Annotated in this window: 21 protein-coding genes; 9 read left to right on the top strand and 12 right to left on the bottom strand. The window is 72.5% G+C overall.

Annotation, left to right across the window (positions count from 1 at the left end):
• Positions 1–178: 178 nt before the first annotated feature.
• The 4 genes from secA2 to ACZ6NZ_RS20385 form a co-directional block, all read right to left on the bottom strand.
• The gene (gene secA2 / locus ACZ6NZ_RS20400) at positions 179–2470 is read right to left on the bottom strand and encodes an accessory Sec system translocase SecA2 (protein ID WP_366611177.1); all 2292 of its coding nucleotides are present in this window, start codon (positions 2468–2470) and stop codon (positions 179–181) included.
• Positions 2471–2546: 76 nt separating this feature from the next.
• Entirely contained in the window at positions 2547–4355 is a 1809-nt protein-coding gene (locus ACZ6NZ_RS20395) for an ABC transporter ATP-binding protein (RefSeq protein ID WP_465859561.1), read from the bottom strand.
• A gap of 41 nt (positions 4356–4396) precedes the next feature.
• Positions 4397–5485, bottom strand: coding sequence for a zinc-dependent alcohol dehydrogenase (locus ACZ6NZ_RS20390; RefSeq protein ID WP_465859560.1), 1089 nt, complete (start codon positions 5483–5485; stop codon positions 4397–4399).
• Positions 5478–6488, bottom strand: a complete 1011-nt coding sequence (locus tag ACZ6NZ_RS20385) for a Gfo/Idh/MocA family protein (RefSeq protein ID WP_465859559.1) — start codon at positions 6486–6488, stop codon at positions 5478–5480. The genes ACZ6NZ_RS20390 and ACZ6NZ_RS20385 overlap by 8 nt, the downstream gene beginning before the upstream one ends.
• 204 nt (positions 6489–6692) lie before the next feature.
• Here ACZ6NZ_RS20385 and ACZ6NZ_RS20380 point away from each other — a divergent pair, with 204 nt between their 5' ends.
• From ACZ6NZ_RS20380 to ctaD, 5 genes are all read left to right on the top strand, one after another.
• Positions 6693–7703 (top strand): glucosyl-3-phosphoglycerate synthase, encoded by a 1011-nt coding sequence (locus ACZ6NZ_RS20380; RefSeq protein WP_465859558.1) that lies wholly within the window; start codon positions 6693–6695, stop codon positions 7701–7703.
• 23 nt (positions 7704–7726) lie between these two features.
• Positions 7727–8866, top strand: coding sequence for a glycosyltransferase (locus ACZ6NZ_RS20375; protein WP_465860106.1), 1140 nt, complete (start codon positions 7727–7729; stop codon positions 8864–8866).
• 84 nt (positions 8867–8950) lie between these two features.
• Positions 8951–9409, top strand: coding sequence for a DUF4383 domain-containing protein (locus ACZ6NZ_RS20370; RefSeq protein ID WP_465859557.1), 459 nt, complete (start codon positions 8951–8953; stop codon positions 9407–9409).
• Positions 9410–9521: 112 nt separating this feature from the next.
• Positions 9522–10250 (top strand): ATP-binding protein, encoded by a 729-nt coding sequence (locus tag ACZ6NZ_RS20365; RefSeq protein ID WP_465859556.1) that lies wholly within the window; start codon positions 9522–9524, stop codon positions 10248–10250.
• A 125-nt stretch (positions 10251–10375) separates the two neighbouring features.
• A complete protein-coding gene (ctaD, locus tag ACZ6NZ_RS20360; protein ID WP_465859555.1) occupies positions 10376–12367 on the top strand; it encodes an aa3-type cytochrome oxidase subunit I in 1992 nt (663 codons plus the stop codon).
• Between the two features lie 64 nt (positions 12368–12431).
• On the opposite strand, the gene ACZ6NZ_RS20355 is transcribed toward ctaD, so the two are convergent.
• A complete protein-coding gene (locus ACZ6NZ_RS20355) occupies positions 12432–13580 on the bottom strand; it encodes a SigB/SigF/SigG family RNA polymerase sigma factor (RefSeq protein ID WP_366611166.1) in 1149 nt (382 codons plus the stop codon).
• Positions 13581–13802: 222 nt separating this feature from the next.
• Entirely contained in the window at positions 13803–15245 is a 1443-nt protein-coding gene (locus tag ACZ6NZ_RS20350; RefSeq protein ID WP_465859554.1) for a hypothetical protein, read from the bottom strand.
• Positions 15246–15390: 145 nt separating this feature from the next.
• Here ACZ6NZ_RS20350 and ACZ6NZ_RS20345 point away from each other — a divergent pair, with 145 nt between their 5' ends.
• Complete coding sequence (locus ACZ6NZ_RS20345) at positions 15391–15621, top strand: CDGSH iron-sulfur domain-containing protein (RefSeq protein ID WP_357351444.1); 231 nt, start codon at positions 15391–15393, stop codon at positions 15619–15621.
• 1116 nt (positions 15622–16737) lie between these two features.
• Here ACZ6NZ_RS20345 and ACZ6NZ_RS20340 read toward each other — a convergent pair.
• Genes ACZ6NZ_RS20340 through ACZ6NZ_RS20330 form a run of 3 tightly spaced genes read right to left on the bottom strand, consistent with a single transcriptional unit; the run spans position 16738 to position 20759 of the window.
• A complete protein-coding gene (locus tag ACZ6NZ_RS20340; protein WP_465859553.1) occupies positions 16738–17838 on the bottom strand; it encodes an iron-containing redox enzyme family protein in 1101 nt (366 codons plus the stop codon).
• 49 nt (positions 17839–17887) lie between these two features.
• A complete protein-coding gene (locus ACZ6NZ_RS20335; RefSeq protein ID WP_465859552.1) occupies positions 17888–19642 on the bottom strand; it encodes a thiamine pyrophosphate-binding protein in 1755 nt (584 codons plus the stop codon).
• Complete coding sequence (locus ACZ6NZ_RS20330; protein ID WP_357230877.1) at positions 19635–20759, bottom strand: baeRF2 domain-containing protein; 1125 nt, start codon at positions 20757–20759, stop codon at positions 19635–19637. Before ACZ6NZ_RS20330 ends, ACZ6NZ_RS20335 begins: the two co-directional genes overlap by 8 nt.
• Positions 20760–20901: 142 nt before the next feature.
• On the opposite strand from ACZ6NZ_RS20330, the gene ACZ6NZ_RS20325 reads away from it, so the two are divergent.
• Positions 20902–21450, top strand: a complete 549-nt coding sequence (locus ACZ6NZ_RS20325) for a hypothetical protein (protein ID WP_357206973.1) — start codon at positions 20902–20904, stop codon at positions 21448–21450.
• A gap of 48 nt (positions 21451–21498) precedes the next feature.
• Here ACZ6NZ_RS20325 and ACZ6NZ_RS20320 read toward each other — a convergent pair whose 3' ends face one another.
• The gene (locus ACZ6NZ_RS20320) at positions 21499–21837 is read right to left on the bottom strand and encodes a DUF3817 domain-containing protein (RefSeq protein WP_465860105.1); all 339 of its coding nucleotides are present in this window, start codon (positions 21835–21837) and stop codon (positions 21499–21501) included.
• A 153-nt stretch (positions 21838–21990) separates the two neighbouring features.
• Here ACZ6NZ_RS20320 and ACZ6NZ_RS20315 point away from each other — a divergent pair, with 153 nt between their 5' ends.
• Positions 21991–23469 (top strand): glutamate-cysteine ligase family protein, encoded by a 1479-nt coding sequence (locus tag ACZ6NZ_RS20315; RefSeq protein ID WP_465859551.1) that lies wholly within the window; start codon positions 21991–21993, stop codon positions 23467–23469.
• Positions 23470–23503: 34 nt separating this feature from the next.
• Here the strand turns inward: ACZ6NZ_RS20315 and ACZ6NZ_RS20310 are convergent, their stop codons facing one another.
• Positions 23504–23890, bottom strand: a complete 387-nt coding sequence (locus tag ACZ6NZ_RS20310; protein WP_366611157.1) for a DUF2267 domain-containing protein — start codon at positions 23888–23890, stop codon at positions 23504–23506.
• Positions 23891–24142: 252 nt separating this feature from the next.
• Between ACZ6NZ_RS20310 and ACZ6NZ_RS20305 the strand changes: the two genes are divergently transcribed.
• Positions 24143–25237 carry a S66 peptidase family protein gene (locus ACZ6NZ_RS20305; RefSeq protein ID WP_465859550.1) on the top strand — a complete coding sequence of 365 codons (1095 nt, stop codon included), beginning with the start codon at positions 24143–24145 and terminating at the stop codon, positions 25235–25237.
• 3 nt (positions 25238–25240) lie between these two features.
• Here ACZ6NZ_RS20305 and ACZ6NZ_RS20300 read toward each other — a convergent pair whose 3' ends face one another.
• Positions 25241–25822, bottom strand: a complete 582-nt coding sequence (locus ACZ6NZ_RS20300) for a GNAT family N-acetyltransferase (protein ID WP_465859549.1) — start codon at positions 25820–25822, stop codon at positions 25241–25243.
• Between the last annotated feature and the right edge of the window lie 162 nt (positions 25823–25984).

Here is a 25984-nt window from a genome sequence, read left to right as displayed (position 1 = left end):
GTACGCAGCCTCCGTGCGGTCTCGCGCCTGCCCGGTACGCATCGTCACCTGTGTCATCGTCTGCTCTCTCCCGACTCGACCGACCAGCCCTACTACCCTGGGAAACCTGGGTCGAAACGGCGTAAATCGGGGCCCCGGTCGCGCGCGCAGGCGCGGTCGGGGCCCCGACGGTCGAACGTCAGCGCGAGCCGCCGCCGAGCCGCCGCCCGATCGACGCGATCAGACGATCGAGCTCGGACCCGAACGGGTTGTCGTGCACCAGGTACGTCCAGGTGGCGGTGGGCCGGACCAGGGTGCCGTCGTCGGGCTGCCAGTCCTCATCGAATTCGGTCTCGGTGAAGGTGGCGATGGTACGGGCCTCGATCTCCGGGATCAGGTCGTTGAACGCCGGCACCGCGGCCCGGTGGAACTCGTCCAGCGGGTCGAGCCGGCCCAGCGCGCGCAGGTGCACGCCCTCGCGCACCTCGGACAGCTCGGCCAGGTGCTCGGCCCAGAGCCGGTCCAGGTGGTAGAGCGCGATCGACCGGGCGGCACGGGCGAGCAGGTCCTCGTCCATCTCGCCGGCCTTCTCGGGCTCCTTCTCCAGCAGCATCACCGCGGCCACGTCGCTGGTGAGCAGCCGCTCCCGGCGGGCGGCAAGGGCCTTGCGCTGCTGCTCGATCACCACGCTGTAGCGCCAGGTGTTGCGGTGGATCTCGTGGTTGACGCCCTCGGCGACCCGCTGGGCGTGCTCCACCGCGTAGTCGACCTGCTCGTCGGTCACCAGACCGTCGGCGTTCATCCGCGGCGACGCCGGCACCGAGTCGGCGGCGTGCCGGACGACGAGGTCGTCCTCCAGGCTGACGAAGAAGACCGAGCCGCCCGGGTCGCCCTGCCGGCCGGCCCGACCACGCAACTGGTCGTCCACCCGGCGGCTGTCGTGCCGGCCGCTGCCGATCACGTAGAGCCCGCCCAGCTCGGCGACCCGCTCCTGGTCGGTCTGGTCGCTGCCGCCGAGGCGGATGTCGACGCCACGACCGGCCATCTGGGTGGAGACGGTGACCGCGCCGTACGCGCCGGCCTCGGCGATGATCGCGGCCTCTTCGTCGTCGTTCTTGGCGTTCAGCACGACGCACGGCACCCCGGCGGCGTTCAGCCCGGCGGCGAGCCCCTCGGACTCCTTGACGTCCAGGGTGCCGATCAGCACCGGCCGCCCCTTGGCGTGCGCGCGCTGGATCTCGTCGACGAGCGCCTCGTCCTTCTCCGCCCGGGTGGCGTAGATGCGGTCCGGCTCGTCCTCGCGTATGCACGGGGTGTTCGGCGGGATCACCGCGACCTCGAGGCTGAAGAACTCCCGCAGCTGGTCGCCGACGAGCACCGCGGTGGCGGTCATCCCGCACACCTTCGGGTAGAGCGCGATGTACGCCTGCATGGCGATGGTGCCGAGCACCTCACCCTCGGCGGTGGCGTCCAGCCCCTCCTTGGCCTCGACGGCGGCCTGGAGACCGTCCGGCCAGCGGCGGCGCTGGGCCACCCGGCCACGCATCTCGTCGACCAGCTCGACGGAGCCGTCCCGGACGATGTAGTCCACGTCGCGGTGCAGCAGGGCGTGCGCGTGCAGCGCCACGTTGACCGCGGAGAGCTGCTCGACGTGCTCCTCGTCGTACAGGTCGATGCCGAGCTTGGCCTCCATGGCGGCCAGGCCGGCGGAGGTGAACGCCACGCTGCGCCCGTCCTCGGCGACCGTGTAGTGCTTGCCCTTGCGCAGGCCACGAACGAGCGCGGCGGCGGCGTGCACCGGGTCCTGCTCGCCCGGCACCGCGCCGGCCAGGACCATCGGCACCCGGGCCTCGTCGATCATGATCGAGTCGGCCTCGTCGACGATGGCGGTGGTCAGCGCGGGCTGCACCCGGTCTTCGACGTCGGTGACCAGCTGGTCGCGCAGGTAGTCGAAGCCCGCCTCGCTGACCGAGACGTAGGTGACGTCGCAGGCGTACGCGTCGCGTCGCTCCTGCGGGGTGGAGGCCTCGTTGACCCAGCCGACGGTGAGGCCGAGCAGGGTGTAGACCGGCTCCATCCACTGGGCGTCGCGGCGGGCCAGATAGTCGTTGATGGTGAGCACGTGCACCGGGCCGTTGCCGAGCCGGACGTGACCGTACGCGGCGATCGTCGCGGTCAGTGTCTTGCCCTCACCGGTGGCCATCTCGGCGACCTTGCCGGAGAGCAGCGACATCGCGCCGAGCAGCTGCACGTCGTACGGCCGCTGGTCGAGGCCGCGGCGGGCGGCCTCACGGCCGACGGCGCAGATCTCCTCGTAACCGACGGCGGCGCCCGCGGCCGCGGTCAGCTCGGCGTCGTCGAGCGCGCTGAGGTCAGCCTCGCGCGCCTCGATGGCCGGGAGCAGCTTCTCCAGCGGAGCAAGATCCACGGTCGAGCCGGGGCGCTGGAGGAACCGCCGGAACTTGCTCTTGAACCGTTGCGACACACCCATGAGCGGCAACGGTACGCGATTCTGGCCGGCGTGCGCGGCCCGGTCGCCCGGCAAGTTCGCCGCGACCGCGCGTCGGTCACCCGACCAGCAGTTGGTGACTGGCGAGTTCCCGGTACAACGGGTCGGTGGCGGTGAGTTCGGCATGGGTACCCACGGCCACCACCCGGCCGCCGTCGAGGACGACGATCTGGTCGGCGTCGACCACGGTGGCGAGCCGGTGCGCCACGATCAACAGGGTCCGGCGGACGGCCACGGCGTCGATGGCGCGGCGCAGCGCGACCTCGTTGCGGGAGTCGAGGTTGCTGGTCGGCTCGTCGAGCAGCAGCACCGGCGGGCCGGCGAGCAGCGCGCGGGCGATGGCGAGCCGCTGCCGCTCACCTCCGGAGAGGAGCACGCCGCCCTCGCCCACCTGCACGTCGAGGCCGAGCGGGGTGCGCTGCGCCAGGTGGCCCAGGTTGACCTCGTCCAGGACGTCGCGCAACCGGTCGTCGCTGGCGTCCGGGGTGGTGATCAGCAGGTTCTCCCGCAGCGTGCCGGCCAGCACGGGCGCCTCCTGCTCGACGTAGCCGAGCCGGGCCCGCAGCGCGTCGCGGGGCAGGTCCCGCACGTCGGTGCCGTCGAGGCGGACCGCGCCGGCGCTCACCTCGTAGAAGCGTTCGACCAGGGCCAGCAGCGTGGACTTGCCGGCACCGGACGGACCGACCAGGGCGGTCCGGGTGCCGGCGGCGACCGCGAAGCTGACCTCGTGCAGCACCGGCTCGCCACCCGGGTAGCCGAAGCCGACCCGGTCGAACTCGATCATCGGGGTCGGGCGCCGGGGGTTCGCCGTCGCGCTGCCGGGCGCCGGCCGGTCGTCCGCGCCCTCCGCGGGGACGGCCAGGATCTCCTCGATCCGCTGGAGGGCGCCCAGGCCGGACTGCAACTGGGTGTACGCCCGCAGCACCTGACCCAACGGCAGCGCCAGCAGGAACAGGTACATGACGAACGCGACCAGGTCACCGACCGAGATCGCCCCGGCGGCGACCCGCGCCCCGCCGATGCCGAGCACCAGCAGGAACGCGCCCTGCACGGTGACCGAGCCGATCGGCCCGACCACCGCCTGCACCCGGGCCACCCGCAGCCCCGCCGCGTACGCCTCGCGCGCGCTGCCGGTGACGGTCTGCGTCTCCCGGGGCTCGGCGCGGCTGGCCCGGATGGTCCGGGCCGCCGAGATGGCCCGCTCCACCGCCGAGGTCATCTCGCCGATCCGCTCCTGGGCGACCCGGGCCAGCGTCCGGACCCGGCGGGCGAAGGTGGCGGCGAAGATGAGCCCCAGCGCCACCCCGAGCAGGGTGACCCCGAACAGCAGCGGGTCGAGCAGCACCATGGCCGTGCCGGCGCCGACCACCGTCACCGCCCCGGTGACCGTCTCGAACAGCCCGGAGGTGACGACGGCGCGCAGCAGCGTGGTGTCCGAGCCGACCCGGGAGAGCAGGTCGCCGGTGCGGCGGCGGTCGTACTCGGCGATGGGCAGCCGCAGCAGGTGGGCGGCGAGCCGACGCCGGGTGCCCAGCACCACTCCTTCGGCGGTGCGTTGCAGCAGGTAGTCCCGCAGCCCACCGATCACCGCACCGAACACCACGAGGGCCACCAGCACCGCCACCAGCCGGGACACGCCCTGCTCGGCGCCGATGCGTTCGAGCACCGACCGGGTGAGCAGCGGCTGCGCCAGCGACGCCGCCGAGCCGATCAGCGACAGCGCGCCCACCACCACCAGGGTGCCCCGGTGCTCCCGCAGGTACTGCAGCAACGCGGCCAGGCCGACCGATCGGCCTGCGGGGTTGCCGCCGGCCGGCCGGCCGGTCGGGGTGTCGCCGGGAACCGGCCGTTCCTGCACGGTGCTCATGTCGCGAACGGTAGCCGCCCCCGGCACGCGGCGACGGCGGCTCAGGCGGCGAGCACCACCTGAAGCTCCTGGCGACGACGCTCGGCCAGGTCGGTGAGGAGGGCGGGGGCCTCGTCGAACGGCACCACCGCCGAGACCAGATGTTTACCGATCGCGTCGCCGTACGTCCGGAGCAGGTCGACGGTCTCGGCGGAGAGCCGTTCGCGGTCCCAGGTCGGCGCGAGCCCGCGGGGCACCCGGCCGATCTGGGCGCAGCGCAGCGACAGCCCGTTGTGGTGGAACTCCTCACCGAGGCGGACCGCGTCCGCGCCGCCCTGGTAGAAGGCGAGGTCGATGACGGTGCCCTGGGGCCGCAGCAGCCGCAGGGCGAGGTGCAGCGCCCACGCCTGCCCCCGGCACTGGAACACCACATCGGCGCCCCGGTCGCCGGCGGTGTGCGCCCACCGGGTCTTGAGCACCACCGCCGGGTCGTCCGCGTCGGGGTCGAGGGTGTCCAGACCGAGCGCCTCGGCGACCTGGCGGCGCTGCGGGGTGGGGTCGAGCACCACCACCGAGGCGGCGCCGTTGCGTCGGGCGAACAACGCCGTCAGCAGCGCCACGACACCGGCGCCGACGACGGCGACCCGTCGGCCGCGGACCCCGTCGCCGAGCGCGCGCACGTCGGTGCCGTGCAGGTCGGCGGCGGCGTGCAGCAGACCGTTGGCGCAGATCGGGCCCATGTGCGCGACGTAGACGCCGAGCAGCGGGTCCAGGTCGTCGGGCAGCGCCACGAACCGTTCGGCGACCGGGTCGGCCAGCCAGCCGGTGCGGTGCCCGTACGTCATCGCACCGACGGTGCCCACCGCGACGGCCGGGGTCTCGCTCTCCACCACCCGGCCGACCTGCATGTAGCCGAGTCGGGTCACCGGATAGGGCGTGCTCGCCGCGCCCGGCTGGAACAGCCCCAGGTCGGGGTTCCAGGTGACGTTCAGGTAAGGATTCGTGCCCTTGACGTAGCTCAGCTCGGTGCCGGCGGAGACACCGCTGAACAGCGTCTCGACCCGGAACGTGCCGGGGCGCAGCGGGGCGGCGTCCTGCTCGACCAGGTCGACCCGGCCCGGGCCGGTGACCACCACGACCTTGTCACGCATCGACTGCCACCCCGCTGGTGAGCACCGCCGGCGCGGTCGCGGTGGCGAGCCGCACCGTCGTTCCGGTACGGGCCGAGTCGGCCACCGCGAGGGCCAGGCGCTGGGTGGCGAGGGCCTCGGCGTACGGCACGCGCACGTCGTCGCCGATGCCACGGACGGCGTCGACGAAGGCGCGGTCCACCGCCACCCGGGCGGCTTCCGGGTCGGCCGGGACGTGTCGTTCGCCGTCGGCGTCGCGGATCGACAGCCCCTCCTCGGTGATCGCGAGGGCCAGCCCGTCGGCGAGGATCTCCAGGCCGGCGCGGTGCTTCCAGCCGAGGACGCAGGCGGCGCTGAGCGTGCCGACCGCGCCGTCGGCGAAGCGCAGCGCGGCCGTGGTCACCGAGTCGATGTCGGCGCCGTCGACCGGCGGTGGAGTGCCGTTGCCGTACGCGGTGACCTCGGTGACCTCGCCGGCCAGTACGCGGATCAGGTCGAGCACGTGGGCGGCCTGCTCGACCACCGGGCCGCCGGAGCGGTCCCGCCGCGACCACCACGCCACCGGGGGCACCTTGTCCAGCCAGGCGCCGCTGACCATCCGCACCGGGCGGTCGGCGAGCAGGTCGCGGGCCTGGTCGAGCACGCTGAGGTAGCGCCAGTGGTGGCCGACGGCGGTGCGCAGCCCGCGCCGCGCGACCAGGTCGGCGATCCGCTCGGCGGTGCGCAGGTCGACCGCGACGGGCTTCTCCACGAACATCGGCACCCCGGCCTCGATCACCGCCTCCTCGGCGGGGCCGTGTGCGAACGGTGGCACGCAGACGTACACGGCGTCCAGATCGGCGGCCAGCAGCGCGGCGACGTCGGCGAAGGCCCGCCCGCCGTGCTGTGCGGCCAGCGCGGACGCCGCCTCCGGCGCCACGTCGGTGACCCCGACCAGATCGACGTCGTCGAACCCGGTCAGCACCCGCGCGTGACGCTGTGCCACGCCGCCGGCACCGATGAGCCCCACCCGACAGTTCCGCATCCCCCACACCCCTTCGAAGACATTTCACCTGCGATGGGAGCAGTCCCCTGGGCTGCGCGCAATCAAACGTTCATCCCCCGGGAACGAATTGTCGTCACCTCTGTGATCAAGCTGTTGCCGAGAATGCGGTTAGCGCGTGATGAGGAATGGGAACAACCAATTTCGGTTTTTCCACGCACGAACGGAGGGGTGCCCGTGCGGGATATGACATCGAGTGTGTCGCCGGTGGTCGAGGCGTGGGCTACGTACCGGACGACGTCGGCGGCCGACTGGCCGACCCGTCGGCTGATGCGTGCCAAGGGTGAGACCCGGGTCAGCGTGGTGCTGCCGGCGCGCAACGAGGAGGCCACCGTCGGCGCGATCGTGTCGACCATCCGGGAGCACCTGATGGACCGGGTCGCACTGGTCGACGAGCTGATCGTGGTGGATTCCCGCTCGACGGACCGGACCGCGCAGGTGGCCCGTGCCGCCGGCGCGGAGGTGGTCAGCCAGGACGCGATGACCCGCGGGTTGCCCCGGCTCACCGGCAAGGGCGACGCGCTCTGGGCGGGGCTGGCCGCCGCCGAGGGAGACGTGGTGGCGTTCATCGACGCCGACCTGCGGGAGTTCCGGCCGCACTTCGTGAGCGGACTGCTCGGCCCGCTGTTGACCGACCCGTCCGTCGACTTCGTGAAGGGCTTCTACCACCGCCCCCTGGTGGGCGCCGCCAGCGTGGAGCAGGACGGCGGGGGCCGGGTGACCGAGTTGATGGCCCGGCCGCTGCTCAATCTCTTCTGGCCCGAACTGGCCGGCTTCGTGCAGCCGCTCGCCGGCGAGTACGCGGGCCGCCGGGACGTGCTGGCCCAGGTGCCGTTCGTCTCCGGGTACGGCGTGGAGACGGCCATGATGATCGACCTGCTCGACCTGGTCGGCCTGGACGCGCTGGCGCAGGTCGACCTCGGTGAGCGCAAGCACCGCCACCAGGACACCGCCGCCCTGGGCCGGATGTCCGCGCAGATCATGCTGACCGCCTGGTCCCGGCTGCAACGGCGCGGCTGGGCGACCCCCGGGTTCGCGCCGGAGTCGTTGCTGACCCAGTTCCGTCGCGGCGGTTCCGACACCCTGCCGAACCTGGACCGCGAGATCGTGGTCAGCGACGTGTCCATCGAGGAACGCCCGCCGTTGGCCGAACTGCGCCACCGGGTGCCCCGCCGCCGCCGGGTGGCCGCCGCGTGAGCGCCGGGAGCCTCACCGTGCTGATGAACGCCGGACCGTGGCTGTCGGTGCCGCCGCCCGGTTACGGCGGCATCGAGAACGTCATCGCCACGCTGGTGCCGGAGCTGCGGCGACTGGGCGTACGGGTGGTGCTCGCCTCGGTGGGCAGCAGCACCCTGCCGGTGGACGAGCAGGTCTCGGTCTTCGCCGACGGGCAGTTCGCCGCGTTGCAGCGGCCGTACAACCAGGTCTGCGGAATCGCCCAGGCGCACCTGGCCGGGGTGGTCCGGGAGCTGCACTCCCGCGACGACATCGACCTGGTGCACGATCACGTCGAGGCGGTCGGGCTGGCCACCCTCGCCGCGATGGGCCCGTCCGGGCCGCCGACCCTGCACACCCTGCACTGGGACCTGGCCAAGCACCCGGCGCTCTACGGCAGCCTGGACGGCGGCGACCGGGTCCGGGTCAACGGCGTCTCCGCGTCGCAGCTGGCCCGCGCCCCGTTGGCGCTGCGGGAGCACTCGGTGGGGCACGTGCACCTGTCCACGCCGCTGGCCGTCGACGCCGACCGGCGGCCCCGAGCGAACAAGGGCGAGCACCTGCTCATCCTGGGCCGGATCAACCCGGGCAAGGGGCAGGACGTGGGTGCCCGCCTCGCGCACCGGGTCGGTATTCCGCTGGTGCTGGCCGGCCCCGTCGGCCCGTACCACCGGCCGGCCGACCTGGCCGCCGCCGGCGACGAGGCCCGGCAGAACCCGGATGTGCGGTTCTTCCTCGACGAGGTGGCGCCGCACGTCGACGGTGACCTGGTCCGCTGGGTCGGCACCGTGGCCGGGCAGGAGCGCGACGACCTGCTGGCCAGCGCCCGCGCGTCGCTGTTCCCGCTGCGGTGGGAGGAGCCGGGCGGCACGGCCGTCGTCGAGTCGCTCGCCCTGGGTACGCCGGTGGTGGCCACCGCCCGGGGTTGCCTGCCGGAGCTGATCGAGCACGGTCGTACCGGCCTGCTCACCACCGACGAGGAGGAGTTGGGTGATCTCGTCCTCGCCGCCGAGTTGCTCGACCCCGACGAGTGCCGGCGGGTGGCCGCGCAGCGCTTCACGCCCGCGGTGATGGCCCAGCGTTACGTCGAGCTGTACGAGCGGGTCCGGCAGTCGGCGAGCGCCCCGAGGTTGTTGCCGGCGTGACCGGTGGCGGTGCCGGCCGGTTTGCCGGCCGCGCCGGCGGGTAGCCGGCAACGCTCATGCCCGCCGCGCGACGAGGAGCCGGGAATGGTCGGACCGATGGCGCACTCCCGGGCCCGACCCAACCCGGCCGACGGCAAGCCGCCGGTCCGTCGCGCGGCGGCCACGGTGGGGGTGCTGTTCCTGCTGGTCGGCGTGCTCGGCTTCGTGCCGGGGATCACCACCGGCTTCGACGCGCTGCGCTTCGCCGGCCACGACTCGGACGCATACCTGTTCGGGGTCTTCCAGGTGTCGGTGCTGCACAACCTGGTGCACCTGGCGTACGGGGTGGTGGGTCTGCTGTTGGCCCGGACGGTCACCGGTGCTCGGGCGTTCCTGATCGGCGGCGGCGCGGTCTATCTGGTGCTCTGGCTCTACGGGCTGGCGGTGGACCACGACACCGGGGCGAACGTGCTGCCGGTCAACGACGCCGACGGCTGGCTGCACCTGGGACTCGGCGTCGGCATGATCGCCCTGGGTGTCCTGACCGCCCGGCCTCGTCGCTGACCTGGGGTTGCGGCGAGTGACCTGCCTCGCCCCGCCGTCGGTCCGGTTTCATCGGGAACGGCCGCGGGTAGTTGGCAGATCCCGACCCAGCGAGCAGCGAATCGAGGCGCCGATGTCGAGCGGGATCACCTGCGAGGTGCGCACCACGGCACCGGTGGCGGTCGTCCGGCTCACCGGCCCCCTGCACCTGGGCACGATGCGTTCGGTGCACCAGGCGCTCAGCGACGCGTTGGTCGACCAGCCGGAGGCGCTGGTGGTCGACATGGCCGGGGTACGCGTGGAGGACCGGTTGGCGCTGTCGGTGTTCGCCGCGACGGCCCGCCGGGCCGAGGAGTGGCCGGCGGTGCCGGTGCTGCTCTGCTCCCCGTCGCCGATCGCCGCACGATGGCTGGCCGAGTCGACCACGTGCCGGGTGCTTCCGGTCTCGGCGGACTGCGCCGAGGCGACCCGGTTGGCCGGCACGACGTCGCCGTTGCGGATGCGGACCCGGCTGGAGCCGGTGGCCGGGGCCTGTCGGCGGGCCCGGGAGCTGGTCACCGAGGCGTGCACGCGGTGGAACCTGCCGGACGCGTCCGGCCCGGCCGCGTTGGTGCTCAGCGAGCTGGTCGGCAACGTGGTGCGCCACGCCGGCACGCCGATGCAGGTGACGGTGACCCTGCGCCGGCCGTATCTGCACCTGGCCGTGGTGGACGGCAGCAGCGCTGAGGCCCGTGCCGGCGGGATGGACCTGCACGCCGAGGGTGGGCGCGGGTTGATGCTGGTCCGGGAGCTGACCCAGCGGTGGGGCAGCGTGCCGGCGGGGCAGGGCAAGGCCGTCTGGGCGATGCTGCCGGCAACCTGAGCGTTCGAGGCGCTTGCGCCCGGTACCAGCGTTCTGACCGAATTTCCCGCTCTGGCCTGGTTACATGGTTCGAGGGCCGGGTAGGCACGCCCGTCCTTTCTGCCGTCACGACGGGGTGAGCAGCCATGCCCAAGCGGGTAACCACGGAACCCGGTCGCGATCGGGGCCCGGCGATCCTGGCACCGGCCCGTTTCGGGGGGTTTCCCGGAGCGGTACGGGCACCGGTCCCCGGCAACTCCCTGATCAAGTTCCTCGCCACGACCGACCACAAGCAGATCGGTCTGCTGTATCTGCTGACCTCCTTCGGCTTCTTCCTGGTGGCGGGGCTCCAGGCGATGGTGATGCGGGCCGAGTTGGCCCGCCCGGGAATGCAGTTCCTCTCCTCCGAGCAGTACAACCAGCTTTTCACCTCGCACGGCGCGGTGATGCTGCTGCTGTTCGCCACGCCAGCCGCGTTCGGGTTCGCGAACTACATCGTGCCGATCCAGATCGGCGCGCCGGACGTGTCGTTCCCCCGTCTCAACGCGCTCGCCTACTGGCTGTACCTCTTCGGCGGCCTCATGGTCATCGGAGGGTTCGTCACCCCGGGCGGTTCGGCGGACTTCGGCTGGACCGCGTACAGCCCGCTCAGCGACGTGGACCACAGCCCCGGCGTGGGGGCGAACATGTGGGTGCTCGGCCTGGTCGTGTCCGGGCTCGGCACCATCCTCGGCGCGGTCAACCTGATCACCACGATCCTCACCCTGCGCGCGCCCGGCATGACCATGTTCCGGATGCCGATCTTCACCTGGAACATGCTGTTCACCAGCGTGCTGGTGATCCTCGTCTTCCCGCTGCTGGCCGCCGCGCTGCTCGCGCTCTCGGCCGACCGGTTGCTCAACGCGCACGTGTACGACCCCGCCACCGGCGGCCCGATGCTCTGGCAGCACCTGTTCTGGTTCTTCGGCCATCCCGAGGTCTACATCATCGCGTTGCCGTTCTTCGGCATCATCACCGAGATCATTCCGGTCTTCTCCCGCAAGCCGCTCTTCGGCTACACGGGAATCGTGCTGGCCACCGTCGCCATCACCGTGCTGTCGATGACGGTCTGGGCGCACCACATGTTCGCCACCGGTCAGGTGCTGCTGCCGTTCTTCAGCATCCTGAGCTACCTGATCGCGGTGCCCACCGGCGTGAAGTTCTTCAACTGGATCGGCACCATGTGGAAGGGTCAGCTCACCTTCGAGACGCCGATGCTCTTCGCCATCGGCTTCCTGGTCACCTTCCTGCTCGGCGGCCTCACCGGCGTCCTGCTGGCCAGCCCGCCGGTCGACTGGCACACCCACGACAGCTACTTCGTGGTGGCGCACTTCCACTACGTGGTGTTCGGCACCGTGGTCTTCGCCCTGTTCGGCGGCTACTACTTCTGGTGGCCGAAGATGACCGGACGACTGCTCGACGAGCGGCTCGGCAAGGCGCACTTCTGGACCATGTTCATCGGCTTCCACGGCACCTTCCTGGTGCACCACTGGCTGGGCGCCGAGGGCATGCCCCGCCGGTACGCCGACTACCTGCCCACCGACGGCTTCACGGCCCTGAACACGGTCTCCAGCATCTTCGCGTTTATCCTCGGTCTGTCCACCCTCTTCTTCATCTACAACGCCTGGAAGTCCTGGCGGTACGGGGCGATCGTGACGGTGGACGACCCGTGGGGCTTCGGCAACTCCCTCGAGTGGGCCACCAGTTGCCCGCCGCCGCTGCGCAACTTCGACCGGATGCCCCGGATCCGTTCCGAGCGCCCCGCCTTCGACCTGAAGTACGGCCCGCTCGTCGCCGATCTGGGACGCGACCTGCCGCAGCGCACCACCAAACCGCCGCAGCAGTTCGCCGAGGAGTTCCACCTGGAGCACCGCGCCCCGGAGTCACCGGCCGCCGAGGGCGCGCACGGGGCCCGCGACGCGGTCGACTACCAACCCGCGCCGCGCTCCGGGGCCCGGCCGGTGGACGTGCCGGAGCCCGAGGGGGTCCGCCGGCCCAGCTTCGAACAGTCCGACCCGCCGCAGGACGCCGAGGACGCGCCGAAGCCGCACGAACGCTGGCGCCACCCGCACAGCGACGGCAACACCGAAGAGCGCTGACCAGGGGTACGCGCGCAAGGGCCGACACCCGGCGGGGTGTCGGCCCTTCGCCTGTCCGTACGGGTCAGTCCCGGGCCGGCGCCAGGCCGGCGGCGGTGAGCGAACGGCGTACCGCGGGCTGGACCCGGGTCAGCCGCAGCGGCACCCCGGTGCGCTCCGCCGCGTCCCGACCGGCCATCAGCGCGGCGATCCCACCGGCGTCGAAGCCACCCGCGCCGACGAGGTCGACGACCACCTCGCTGGGCTGGCCGGTGACCGCCTCCAGCATGGCCCGGCGCAACTGGTCCGCGCCGTCGCGGTCGATCTCGCCGCCGACCTCGACCACCACCGAGTCGCCGTTCTGCTTGACCGAGATCCGGGTCTTGCCCGGGTCGGGTTCGGCGGCGCCGTTCTGCCACGGCGGCGGCGCGTCGGCGAGCATCGCCTGACGCAGCCAGGTGAGCGCCCGCGACAGCAACCGGGACACGTGCATCTGCGAGATGCCGAACCGGGCGGCGATCTCGGCCTGGGTCTGGTTGCCGTAGAAACGCATCGCGAGGATCCGTCGCTCCCGCCAGGGCAGTCGGTGCAGCAGACCGCTCACCGTCACCCGGTCGTCGACCGACTCCAGCGCGTTGTCGGACTCGCCCACCAGGTCGCCGAACTCGGCGGAGCTCTCCCCGCCCACCGGCGCGTTCAGCGAGGCCGGGCTGTAGCCGGCCGCCGACTCCAGGGCGGCGAGGATCTCCTCCTCCGGGGTCTCCAGCCGGGCCGACAGCTCGGCCACCGACGGGGCCCGGGACAGCTCGCTGGTGAGCGCGGCGGTGGCCTGCCCCACCTCGAGGATCAGGTCGCGCAGCCGGCGGGGCACGTGCACGCCCCAGGTGCGGTCCCGGAAGTGCCGTTTGATCTCGCCCACGATGGTGATCGCGGCGTACGCGGTGAAGGAGCCCCGTTCCGGGTCATATCGGTCGACGGCGTTCACCAGCCCCAGGCGGGCCACCTGCTCCAGGTCCTCCAGCGGCTCCCCCCGCCCCCGGTACCGGCGGGCCAGCCGGCCGGCGAACGGCAGCGCGAAGCGCACCAGGTCGTCCCGGGCCTCCCCCCGGCGCTCCGGCGGCAGCCCGGCGATCCGGGCCGCGTACGCCATCGCCGCCGCGTCGAGATCCTCCAGACCCCGATCGTTGGGTGGTGGTGGGGTCGTGGTCGTGCTCGTGCTCGTCTGTCCGAACATCCGCGCCTCCCTCAGGAAGGTCCCCCGCCCGGATCGGGAAACCGGTCGTGCGCGTGGTCGAGCCACGCACCGGGCCGGAAAGTGGGTCAGTGACTGGGATGCCAGCGGGCGACAACGCCTCTACGCAGCGAAATCAGGCCGTCGCAGCCAGCGATGTTCCCGCTCCGTAGGTACTCAATCACGGGACCCCGGGTTCGCGAGGAAGTTTCGGCGTCCTCCGTCTCAGGAGACCAACAACCCCTGGTGGCCACCGCTGTCGCGGAGCACCGCGAGGGCCTCGGCGACCCCCAGCGGGGGCGGCGCGGGCAGGTCGTACGGCTGGGCGCGCAGCACCTCGGTGGCCCGGCGGGTGGGCACCGAGGTGACCGGGTACCCGCGGGCGGTGGTGCGGTCCAGCGCCCGACGCCGTCGGCCGAATCCGGCGACGGCCAGCCACTGCGGCAGCCCGGCCAGCGCGGGTGAACGCACCCCGGGTGGCTCGGGCAACACGTCCACCGAGCTGAAGGCCTCGCTGCCGGCCAGCCACCACTCAGCCTCGTCGACGCTGCGGCGGGTGGCGTTCTCACACCAGTACGGCACCAGCCCCGCCCGCACCACCTGCCACGGGTCGAGCAGTCGACCGCACTCCACCACCAGCCGGTCACCGGTCTTGCCCGCGCGCCGCAACCACCGCCGGTACAGGTCGGCCACGCCCGCGCTCAACGCCGCCGGCCGGGGCACCAACACTCGGTGCAGCGGATGCTGGTGCCGGGCGGACCAGTCCCGCGCCGCCAGCTCGAAGCCCGCGTCGACGCCGTGCTCGGCGTACGCCGACGGCACGGACACCTCCGGTGGCTCCCACCGGGTCGCGTCCCCGCCGACGGAGCGCAGCACCTGCCGCAACGCGTGGCTGTCCGGGTGGAAGTCCACCGGGTCCAGCCCACTGCCCGGGCAGCCGACCTGGAAGCTGTGCCCCGGTCCGCGCTCCAGCACCGGCCACGTGCGCGCGTCGCGGACCAGCAGCACGGGGGCGCCCGGCACCAGCCGGTCGGCCAGGAACCGCGCGTACGCGGCCGGCAGGGCCCTCCACGTGGCCGTCAGCGACACGGTCGCCCCGGTCAACGCGCCCCGGCTGGCCGGGCAGTGCACCTGGCGCAGGTGCAGGTCGGCGTTGCCGACGAGCAATCGGGTGGAGAGTGCCGCGCCATGCTCCGCGGCGTCCGCGGGGCGGTCCACCGCGCCGTCGGACCAGTGCACGGTCATCTCGAACCCTGCCGGCAGCCACGGCACACCGAGGGCCACCGCGAGGTGCGCGGCAGCGCCGTGCGGAGAGCCGATGAGCACCCCGGGATAACGCCGGCGCGGGTACTGGTCGACGAACCAGCGGGCCACCCTCGCCGCGTCCACCTCGTCGATCTGGGCCACGGTGAGCGCCACCCGGCCGGCGGCGCGGGTGACCGCGGCACGGCGTACCGGTTCGGGGGCGCCGGGGAACCGCGACGTCGGCCCGGTGTGCCCGAGGTCGGCGCAGTCGACCCCGCGCAGTGCCCGCGCGGTGGCGGCGACCAGCACCCGGGCGGAGCTGCCCGCGGCCACGACCCGGTCACCGGCGAGACCGGCGCCATCGGCCGTGAGCCCCTTGTGCACCTTGTGCACCGGCCCCACCTTGCCTCGTTCGCTCACCACGCGGCCCGGCTTCCCGTCCCGATGGGGTTCAAACGGGGCATCACCCACCCGGCGGCACATTCCGCTGGTCAGTGGGGTGGCCCGGTCATGACCGGCGTTCGGCGGCGCGGGTTTCGTCAGGGCCAGGACGGGCACTTCCGGGGCCATGCGCACCGACGACACCAGCGAGCCAGCCGCCGCCACGATCACCCCGTACGAGGACGGACCACTGCTGGTCCGCGGCGACTTCGCGTTGGTCACCCCGGACGGCGAGCGCATCGACGCGCGGCGGGGCACCGTGGCGCTGTGCCGGTGCGGCAAGTCGGCGCTCAAGCCGTTCTGCGACGGCACCCACAAGGCGATCGCTTTTCGGGCGGGCACCACCCGCGAGGGGTGAGCCCACCCCTCGCCCCGTCACCCGCCCGCGGTGAGCGCAAGGGTCGACCCAAGCCCTCGCGCAACGCCCAGCCCGCGCCCGAGCCCGCGCCGCCGAGCCCGTGCCGCCCAGCCCGCGCCCGAGGCCACGCCGCTCAGCCCGAGCCGCCCAGACCGTGCCGCCCAAGCCGCGCCGCCCAGGCCGCGCCCGAGCCCGCGCCGCCCAGCCCGTGCCGTCCAAGCCGCGCCCGAGCCCGCGCCGCCCAGCCCGTGCCGCCCAGGCCGCGCCCGAGCCCGTCCCGCCCAGCCCGTGCCGCCCAGGCCGCGCCCGCGCCCGTCCCGCCCAGCCCGCGCCCGAGGCCACGCCGTCCGCCCGTGCCCCCCAAAGCCGCGTGCGCCCAGACCGTGCCCCGGAAGCCGCGCCCCCGAAGCCGCACCCCGAGGCCCTGCCCCCAGGACCGTGCCCCGTGAGCAACGCGCCGAACACGAGCATCGCGCCGATCTTGCAGTTTCGGCTGTCGAACTGAGGTGATATGCCCCTTGTGTCACGACAGAAAGTGCAAGATCGCGAACCTGGGGCAGCCCTTTTCGGCGATCATGGAGTTATGGTGCCCGGTTCATCATTTTGCGTACCTTTTATCACCCACCACAAGTCCATGATCGACGCGGGAGGTGCCGAGCAGGCAGCGCGCCGGGAGGCGGACAGCCTCGTCTACCGGCGCTTCGTGAAGGCCGAGTCCCGCGTGGAGGTTGCGCGTGGGGGGTTGCACCTGGGGGTTGCGCGCGTGCGTGGCGCATCGGCGGGTGCAGAGCAAAGGGCGGCCCCGACGCGGGAGACTCCCAGCCGCACGACCCAAGGGCCGGGTATCCCAGCCGCACACTTAAGGGCCCGGGCACCCAGCCGCATACTTCAGGGCCCGGGCACCCCAAGCGCGAAACCCAAGGGCCGGGCACCCGGCCGCACAACTTAAGGCCCGACAACCACTCAAGGCCCGGCACCCGCTCAAGGCCCGACACCGCAGCTCAAGGGCCGACTCTCCACACCCCAGCACCGGCAGACAGACACCCCGCCCGGGCCCGGGTGGATCTGTACGTGGGTGCCCGTTCGCGCAGCGAGTGCGGCCGGGTGGGCCGAGGGTCAGACGAGGGCGGGTGGGGCCGGCGGAGCCACCACCGTGGCCGATGCGACGAGCGGGACGGTGGGCGGCAGGGCCGGCGGGGCGGGTGCGCGCAGTGAGCTGAGGCCGGCGGTCCAGCTGTCCAGCAGGTGCCCGGCGAACAGCCGGTCCACAGCGAGCCCGACCGACGCGCCGAACAGCACGTCGCGGGCGAGGGCCGGCTCGACGCGGACCAGTCCACCGCACATGTCGTGCGCGGCGATCTGCTCGTGCACCGCGTCGGCCTCGACGTGCTCGTCGTAGAAGCGGGTGGCCGCCTCGTCGAAGCCGAGCCGGCGCAACCCGTTGCCGTAGCGCCGGTTGGGCTGCGAGGAGGTCATCTCGAACGCGGCCAGGTGCCCGAGCAGCGCGCCGCGCAACCGCCGGTGCAGCCCGAACAGCGACATCAAGTTGTTGGTCGCCAACGTCACTGCTGGTGCCACGTCGATGTACGCGCCGTAGGCCGTGTCCAGGCCCAGCCGGTCGAGGGTGTTGCGGAACAGCTCGGCGTGCATCCGGTCCAGCCGCCCGTTGCCGTACTCGTCGGTCTGGATCTCCACGAGCGCGGCCTTGGCCGGGCCACCGAGGCGGGGCAGCGCCCAACTGTGCGGGTCCGCCTCCCGCAGGTGGTAGACGGAGCGGTGGGCGACGAACTCACGGAACTGGGTGAGGTCGGCGCGGCGTTGCAGCGTCGCGGCCAGCGCCGGACCGTCGTCGGCGGCGACCACCTCGGTCAGGCCGGCCGCCACCCCGGCGGCGGGCACCGACGGCGTGCCGACCAGCCGACGCAGCGCCGCCTCGAAGACCCGTTCGCAGCGGGCACGCAGCGCCAGCAGCGTCGGCTGCCACTCCCACGACTCGTCCACCCCGAGCCAGCCCCGGTAGTGCAACTCGTAGCAGAGGAACAGCGTCAGCTGCAGGTCCTCGTCGGTGATCGGGTCCGCCGGGTGGAGGTCGACGCCGAGATCGGCCGGCAGGTCGTGCGGCGGGTGCCGCAGAGCATCCACGACCGCTGCGGATAGCGGACCGCGGGCCCTCGGCACTGTCGCGGGACCGTAGCGGCGGTCGGCGGGCTCGGACATGGGACCTCCAGCGTCATCGGGCCGCTACTCATGCCCTGGTCCGGGGTGGCTAAACGAGATCGTCAGCGCTCGCGGTGACTTCGACCTGCTCGCGGACCTTCCGGGCCGGAGCGCCCTCGGCGTACAGGCCACGCAGGTCGGCGAAGGCGGGCTCCGGCGGCGCCAGCGACACCGCCGGGTCGACGACCGCCTCCAGTACGCAGGGTCGGTCGGCGGCGAGGGCCTCGTCCCAGGCCGCGCCGACCAACTCCGGGCGGTCCACCCGCACCCCGTGCAGCCCCAGCAGCCGGGCCCACCCGGCATACGGCACATCGGGGCGGCGGTGCTTCGGGTCGGACGACGGCCGTCGCCCGCCACCCATGCCGTTCTGGTCCCGGTTGTTGAGCACCAGCACGACCAGCCGCGGATCGCGCCACTGCTGCCAGAGGTGCGAGACGGTGATCAGTTCGGCGAGACCGTTGAGCTGCATCGCCCCGTCACCCACCAGCGCGACCACCGGTCGGTCGGGCGCGGCGAGTTTGGCCGCCACCGCGTACGGCAGCGCGCAGCCCATCGAGCCGAGGGTTCCGCACAGCTGCGCGTTGACCCCCGGTGGCAGGGTGAGGTGCCGGGCGTACCAGTAGAGGACTGAGCCGACGTCGACGGCGACCGCGCCGGTGCCCGGCATCCGGGCGGACAGCTCCTGCAGGACGAGCTGCGGGTTGACCGGGTCCGCGGCGGCGGCGGCCCGCTCGGCCGCGACCTCGCGCCAGCGGTCCACCGAACTTTCCACGGTGGCGCGCCACTGCTGTTCGGACCGACCGCGCAACCGGCTCAGCAACGCTCGCAGCGTCTCGGCGGCATCGCCGACCAGCGGAACGTCGGCCGGGTACCGGGTGCCGATCCGGCGGCCGTCGATGTCGATCTGCACCGTGCGCGCCTGCTCGGGCATCGGGAAGTAGTCGGTCCACGGGTCGTTGGTGCCGACCATCAGCAGCGTGTCGCAACCACCCATCAGCTCGGCCGCCGCCGGGGTGCCGACCTCGCCGAGCACCCCGGTGTGGAACGGCAACCGCTCGTCGAGCACCGGCTTGCCGAGCAGCGAGGTGGCCACCCCGGCGCCCAACCGGTCGGCGATCTCGATGATCTCCGCGGCGGCGTCCCGACCACCCTGGCCCACCAGGATGGCGGTCCGCTGGCCACCGTCGAGCAGCTGCGCGGCGGCGTCCAGGTCCGCCTCGTGCGGCAGGACCCGGGCCAGCGGTTCGCCGGGGGTGGCCGTGATCACCCCGGCACCGTACGACTGGAGGTCGGGTACCAGCGCCTCCTGCAACTGGCGCGGCAGCACCACGCACGTCGGGCTTCGGGTCGCCGCCGCCGTCCGGAACGCCTGGTCCAGCAGCGCCCCCACCTCGTCGGGGCTGCGACCGTAGCGGACGAACTGGTTGCACACGTCACCGAAGAGCCGGCCCAGCCCGATCTCCTGGTGCGCCCCGCCGAGCGGCCCGGAGATGTCCTCCCCGACGATGGCGACCACCGGTTTGCTGTCCAGCTTGGCGTCGTAGAGGCCGTTGAGCAGCTGGACCGCGCTGGGGCCCTGGGTGGCGAGGCAGACTCCGATGCCACCGGTGAACTTGGCGTGCCCGGTGGCCATGAACGAGGCGGTCTCCTCGTGCCGGGCCGGGATGAACGCCGGCTCGCCGCCGGTGCGGTCCAGCGCGTCGACCAGTGGAGCGATCGCCTCGCCCGGGTACCCGAAGGCGCGGGGTACCCGCCAGGCCAGCAACCGCTCCACCGCGACGTCCGCAACCGTACGGTCAACCATTGCCGCGCCCCGGTGTGCTGGGGTCGACGTAGCGCAGTACCGCGCCGACGCCGTCGGTGAGGTCGGGCGCCTCGTCGGCGCCGAGCACGGTCAGCGCCGCGTCGGTGCCGACGAGCGCCCGGACCAGCGCCGCGTCGGCGCGTACCCGCTGCGGGTCGGCCACCGACATGGCGGCCAGCTGCCCCGGGTCGACGGCGATCTCGGTGGGTTCCGCGCCGATCCACAACTCACCGTTGGCCGACGGGTCGTCCACAATGATCATCATGTCGACCTGGTTGCGTTGCAGGGCCGAGACGACCGCGTCGAGCCCGCCGCCCACGTCCTCCTGCACGCCGAACTTGTCCAGCGCGGCGCTGATCCGCTGGTCGGCGATCTCCGCGATGGTCTGCACGGTCAGGTCGTCCAACATCGTCTGGTCGGCGCCGCCGGCCCGCGACCCGGCATCGGTGCGGACCACCAGGTCCTGCCAGCGTTCCGGCATCTGGGCGGCGATCATCCCGGTGGCCCGGACGTCACCGGCGACCACCACCACGTCCGCGCCGACCCGGTCGGCCAGCTGCACGGTCGCCGCGGTGACGTCGCCGGCGTTCTGGTGCCACGCCTCCATGGCCGCCCGCTGGTAGCGGGACTGGGACCAGCCGCCGGGCTTCGCCCGTCGCAGCGGATACTCGTCCCGGCCGGCGACGTGCGCCCGGCGGGGTACCCCGCCGGCGCTGACCGCCATGGCGTCGGCACCGAGGCGGTCGGCGACCACACGTACCCAGGCCACCTGCTCGCCGCGTTGGGCGAGCAGCGGCATCACGTGCGGCAACGGGCCGACGTGGGCCAGGTCCCGCAGTGGCGGCGCGGACAGGTACTCGGAGAGCACCACCTGGCCGTGGCTGGCGAATACCGCCAGTCCGTAGTCCCCGACCATCGGGTCGTGACCTCGGACCACCCGGTCCAGCGCGGCGATGTTCGCCTCGTCCGCCCCCTGTTCGGCCAGGCTGCGTTCCAGGGCACGCCAGCGCAGATCCAGTGCGGGTTTGGCGTCCTCCGTGTCGGCGGAGGCGTCCAGATACACCGAGCACCACGGCCCGGGACGGTCGTAGAGCGGGCGCAGGAAGGACAGCTGCATGCTCGACCCCTTTCCAGCTCGGCCCCCCGCTTACCCGGGTCGCGGGGGATGTCACCTCGCGGCCGTGAGCCCGTGACCAGGTTTCATTCACGTCGTTCAACCGAGGACGTCGATACGATCTGTGAACACATGCGGACTCTCGGTGGTGGAAATGGACAGCGGACTCGACACGCGGCGGATCGTGCACCCGACGGAACGAATCGTCACCGGGCGGCTGATCCGCCTGCTCGACGGCTACACCCGTGAGGTACGCGTCGGTCAGCCGGTGCTGGTGGCGGTGCTCGCCGCGGCGGCCTTCGCCCGGCTGCCCGCGCTGCTACTGCGCTCACTCTTCTCGTTCGGCGGTGGCGGCACCCGCCGTCGGTGGAAAGAGCTGAAGCAGGGCCCGGAATACCTGGTCACGCCGGTGCGGCTCCGCAACACCGCCGGTCAGCTCTGCGAGGTGGAGCTGCACGGCCACCTTCCGCAGAGCGCCCTGCACCCGGCGGATCAGGTGCAGCTCACCCTGCGCCCGCAACGCGACCCGGAGTTGCCGCCCCGGATCGAGCGGATCGTCAACCTCACCACCGGGCAGTTGCTGACCCCGCGTACGGCGACGCTCTGGTCGCATCTCGGGCCGCCACTGCTGTTGCAGGCGTTTCTCGGCACGCTGCTGCTGGCCGGCATCGCGGCCTGCTCCGCGCTGACCTGACCGGCCCCGGCGGCGCGGCTCAGTCGGGCTCGCTGGCGGTTCGGCGGCTCAGCCGACCGGGGCGGGTTCGCGGGCCGGTCGCCGGTCGACGCCGAGCATGCCCCGGCGGCGGGCCCAGCGCTCGAAGACCAGGGTGGCGAACGGCGGCACCGCGCTGGCCAGGGCCACCGCGGTCGCCAGCAGACTCCAGCGGTGCAGCCGGGCGACTGCCAGCACCAGCAGGACGTACGCGACGAACAGGCCGCCGTGGATCGGCCCGAAGATCTTGACGCCCAGCTCGTTGTCCGGCGGACCGTACTTCACCAGCATGCCGACCAGCAGGGCCAGCCAGGAGCAGGCCTCGGCGATTGCCGCCGCGACGAACAGCCTGGTCACCTTCTCGCGCATCCGCACGCCACCACCTCTCGGGGCGCAATGCTATCGGTCCGTTCGGGCTGGGCTAACCGGGCTGGCAGTTGGGTAGAAAAGGGTCCTCGGGTCTTTCCCCGCCCGCCGACAACGTGCGAGGTTAGGGGGACCAGCGGTGACAGGGTGGTGACCATGGGCGAGGACGTCGGCGTACGAACCTTCAGTCGAGAGGATCGAGCCCGATACCGCGACAAGGTCCGCCGCTGCCTGGATGTGTTCGCCGAGATGCTGCGCGAGTCGCGCTTCGACCTCGACCGGCCGATGACCGGCGTGGAGATCGAGCTGAACCTGGTCGACGAGGCGTCGAACCCGACGATGCGCAACGCCGACGTGCTGGCGGCCGTCGCCGACGAGAGCTTCCAGACCGAGCTGGGCCAGTTCAACGTCGAGATCAACGTGCCGCCGCGCCGGCTGACCGGTACCGGCACCGCCGACTTCGAGGACTACGTGCGGGCCAGCCTCAACGCCGCCGAGCTGAAGGCCCGGGCGATCGGCGCGCACATGGTCATGATCGGCATCCTGCCGACGTTGCGCCCCGAGCACCTGACCGCCGAGACGCTGTCGGCCAACCCCCGCTACAAGTTGCTCAACGAGCAGATCTTCGCGGCCCGCGGCGAGGATCTGCCGATCGCCATCAGCGGGGTGGAACGGTTGGTGGTCACCGCCGACACGATCACCCCGGAGGCGGCCTGCACCAGCACCCAGTTCCATCTTCAGGTCAGCCCGGCCCAGTTCGCCGACTACTGGAACGCCGCCCAGGCGGTGGCCGGCATCCAGGTCGCGGTCGGCGCGAACTCGCCGCTGTTCTTCGGCCGGGAGCTGTGGCGCGAGACCCGCATTCCGCTGTTCCAGCAGGCCACCGACACCCGGTCGGAGGAGATCAAAGCCCAGGGGGTACGCCCCCGGGTCTGGTTCGGCGAACGCTGGATCACCAGCGTGTTCGACCTGTTCGAGGAGAACGTACGCTACTTCCCGGCGCTCCTGCCGGTCTGCGACCCGGAGGACCCGGGGCAGGCCCTCGCGGCCGGTGAGGTGCCCAATCTGGCCGAGCTGCGCCTGCACAACGGCACCGTCTACCGGTGGAACCGCCCCGTGTACGACGTGTCGCGGGGCCGGCCGCACCTGCGGGTGGAAAATCGGGTGCTGCCCGCCGGTCCGACCGTGCTGGACACCATCGCCAACGGCGCCTTCTACTTCGGGTTGGTGCGCGCCCTCGCCGAGTCGGACCGGCCACTGTGGTCGCAGATGTCGTTCAGCGCCGCCGAGGAGAACTTCACCAGCTGCGCCCGGCACGGCATCGACGCGCAGGTCTTCTGGCCCGGTCTCGGTTACCTGCCGGTCAGCGAGTTGGTGCTGCGCCGGTTGCTGCCGATGGCGCATCACGGTCTGGACCGGTGGGGCCTCGACCCGGCCGAGCGCGACCGGTTGCTCGGCATCATCGAGCAACGCTGCCTGACCGGCCGCAACGGCGCGACCTGGCAGGTGGAGACGCTGCACCGGTTGGAGTCGGCCGACCACCTGGACCGGCCGGAGGCGCTGCGCGAGGTGGTCAGACACTACGTCGACCTGATGCACAGCAACCGGCCGGTGCACGAGTGGCCGATTCCGTGAGCACACCGGACAGGTGGCCCGATCGACGCGAAGCTCAGCCTCGCGGGGTGGGCACACCGAAGAGGTCGATGATGCCGCCGGGAAGCTGGGCGAGCAGGTCGTGTCGCTCGTCGTCGTTCAGCGCCTCGGCGACGGTACGCAGCACCGCCTGGGCGTGTTGACGCACCTGGTCCGCGTTCGCGACCTGTTCGCGGTCGGCGACGTTCTTCAGGAACTCGCCGACATCCCACCGGCGGCCCTGCGGGTTACGGGTGACGGACCCGTTGAGCCGTTCCGGTAGTTGTGCCGCCAGGTTGTCCGCTTCCTGTCCGGCGAGCCGTTCACCGAGCACCGACAGGACGGCCTGGATGGACCGCACGGCCTCGTTCTCACCGAGGCCCGCGCGCTGTCGTACCGTGGCGATCATCTGCTCGTACTCCATGCCCCGCTCCTTCGGTCTCGTCGGTATGCCGTCACGACTGCCTGGTGACGAACGGGGCGAGTTCCCCGGCTCCCCGGCGACAAACGGGCACGGGCGAATCGGACTTTCCGCCATCGACGGGCGGAGCCTCACAAACATGCCTGTCACCCCGCCTGAGCGCGCATCATCCCTTGTGGACCCCCATGCGAATCGATGACTGTCGTAGGCTGTGGCAGCTCGCACACATCGTCTGATCACGATGAGGGGACGCCGGTGGCCACTTCTGGAACAGACCCCGCCACGATCGAGGGCCCGGCGCGGATGCCCCTGTCCCGTCGGCACATGCTGCGGATGGGAGCGGCGGCGGCCGGTGGCGCGGTGCTCGTCGGCTCGGCGGAGACCGCGTCCGCACAGGCCGCGCCGGTCGGCGCGAAGCGCGTCCTGCGGGCACCGGCGCTGGCACCCGGTGACCGGGTCCGGGTGGTCTCGCCCGGCAGCACGCCCGACCCCACGAACATGGCTCGCGGCATCGAGATCCTGCGCAGCTGGGGCCTGGAGGTCGAGCTGGGCGCGCACGTCTTCACCAAGTACGGCTATCTGGCCGGCACCGACGCGCAGCGGCTGGCCGACCTGAACGCCGCGCTCACCGACCCGGGCATCCGAGCCGTCTTCGCCGCACGCGGTGGTTACGGCACGCAGCGGATCGTCGACCAGATCGACGTGTCCGTTCTACGCCGCGACCCCCGGGTGGTCGTCGGTTTCAGCGACATCACCAGCATCCACGGCAAGCTCTGGCGCGAGACGGGCCTGGTCACCTTCTACGGCCCCATGGTCAACTGGAGTGACGCCCGCACCGGCCCCGAGTCGGCCGAGGCGCTCCGCAGGGCGGTGATGACCACCGCACCGGTCACCATCTCCCGGGACCCGGCCGAGACAGCCGCCTCCGTCGTGGTGCCGGGGCGGGCATCGGGGCCGCTGCTCGGCGGTTGCCTGACACTGATCTCCACCTCGCTCGGCGCGGAGGACTCTCCGAAGTTCGACGGCGCGATCCTCTTCTTCGAGGACGTGGACGAGGCTCCGTACAGCATCGACAGCATGCTGACCGAGCTGCGTCGGGTGGGCGTGCTGCGCAGGGTAGCCGGTGTGGTCATCGGCCAGATCACCAACAGTGTCGGCGAACCCGGCGAGTGGGACGCGGCAGCGGTGCTCAAGGACCGCCTGTACGACCTCGGCGTGCCGGTCCTGGGCGGGCTACGGCTGGGGCACGGCAACGGGCAGCTCACCGTTCCGCTGGGCTCGCGCGCGACGATCGACGCCGCCGCGGGGACCCTGACGGTGGAGCCTGGGGTCCGCCCACGCCAGGCCTAACGCTCAGACCTGCGGCGGCGGGTCCCAGGGGGACGGGTCGTCGCGCAACCGGCCGTACAGGTAGCCGTCGCGCCACTGACCGGCCCGAAACTCGCTGGCCCGCACGACGCCCTCGAGCTGGAAGCCGGCCTTCTCCAACGCTCGTTGCTCGGCGACGTTCTCCGGGTGCGTGCCGGCCTGGATGCGCTGGGCCGGGCTGTGGTGGAAGAGGTAGTCGCAGAGCAACGCCTGGGCGCGCCAGCCGATGCCTCTCCCCCGCCACTGCGGCAGCAGGACGACGCCGATCTCCCAGTACGACGCCCGTCCGGCGTAACGCCCGGCGGTGTAGCTGACGATGCCGGCGGCGGCCTGCTCCTGCTCCTGCTCGACCTCCACGACGAGCCGTCCGTCGTCTTCGCCGAGGTAGCCGTCGACGGCGAACCGCCGTGCCGGCGCCCCGGCGTCGAGGAAGCCGGCCCAGTCCAGGCCGATCAGGCCGGGCTCGGTGCGGAACCGCCGGAACATCGCCAGGTCCGGCTCGGCAACCGGCCGCAGCCGGACAGTGAGATCGGCCGAGACAGACATCGACATATCGCCACGTTCCATGGCGACACGCTAGCTTGCGCAGAGCCGAGTGCGGGTGCGCGCAGAGCGACCGGCGTTGGTAGCCGAGGCGTTGGTAGCCGAGGCGTTGGTAGCCGAGGCGTTGGTAGCCGAGGCGTTGGTAGCCGAGGCGTTGGTAGCCGAGGCGTTGGTAGCCGAGGCGTT

The sequence above is a fragment of the Micromonospora sp. NPDC047756 genome (assembly GCF_055587245.1).
The sequence above is the reverse complement of the archived record's forward strand: the minus strand, read 5'-3'. Positions and strand labels throughout refer to the sequence as shown.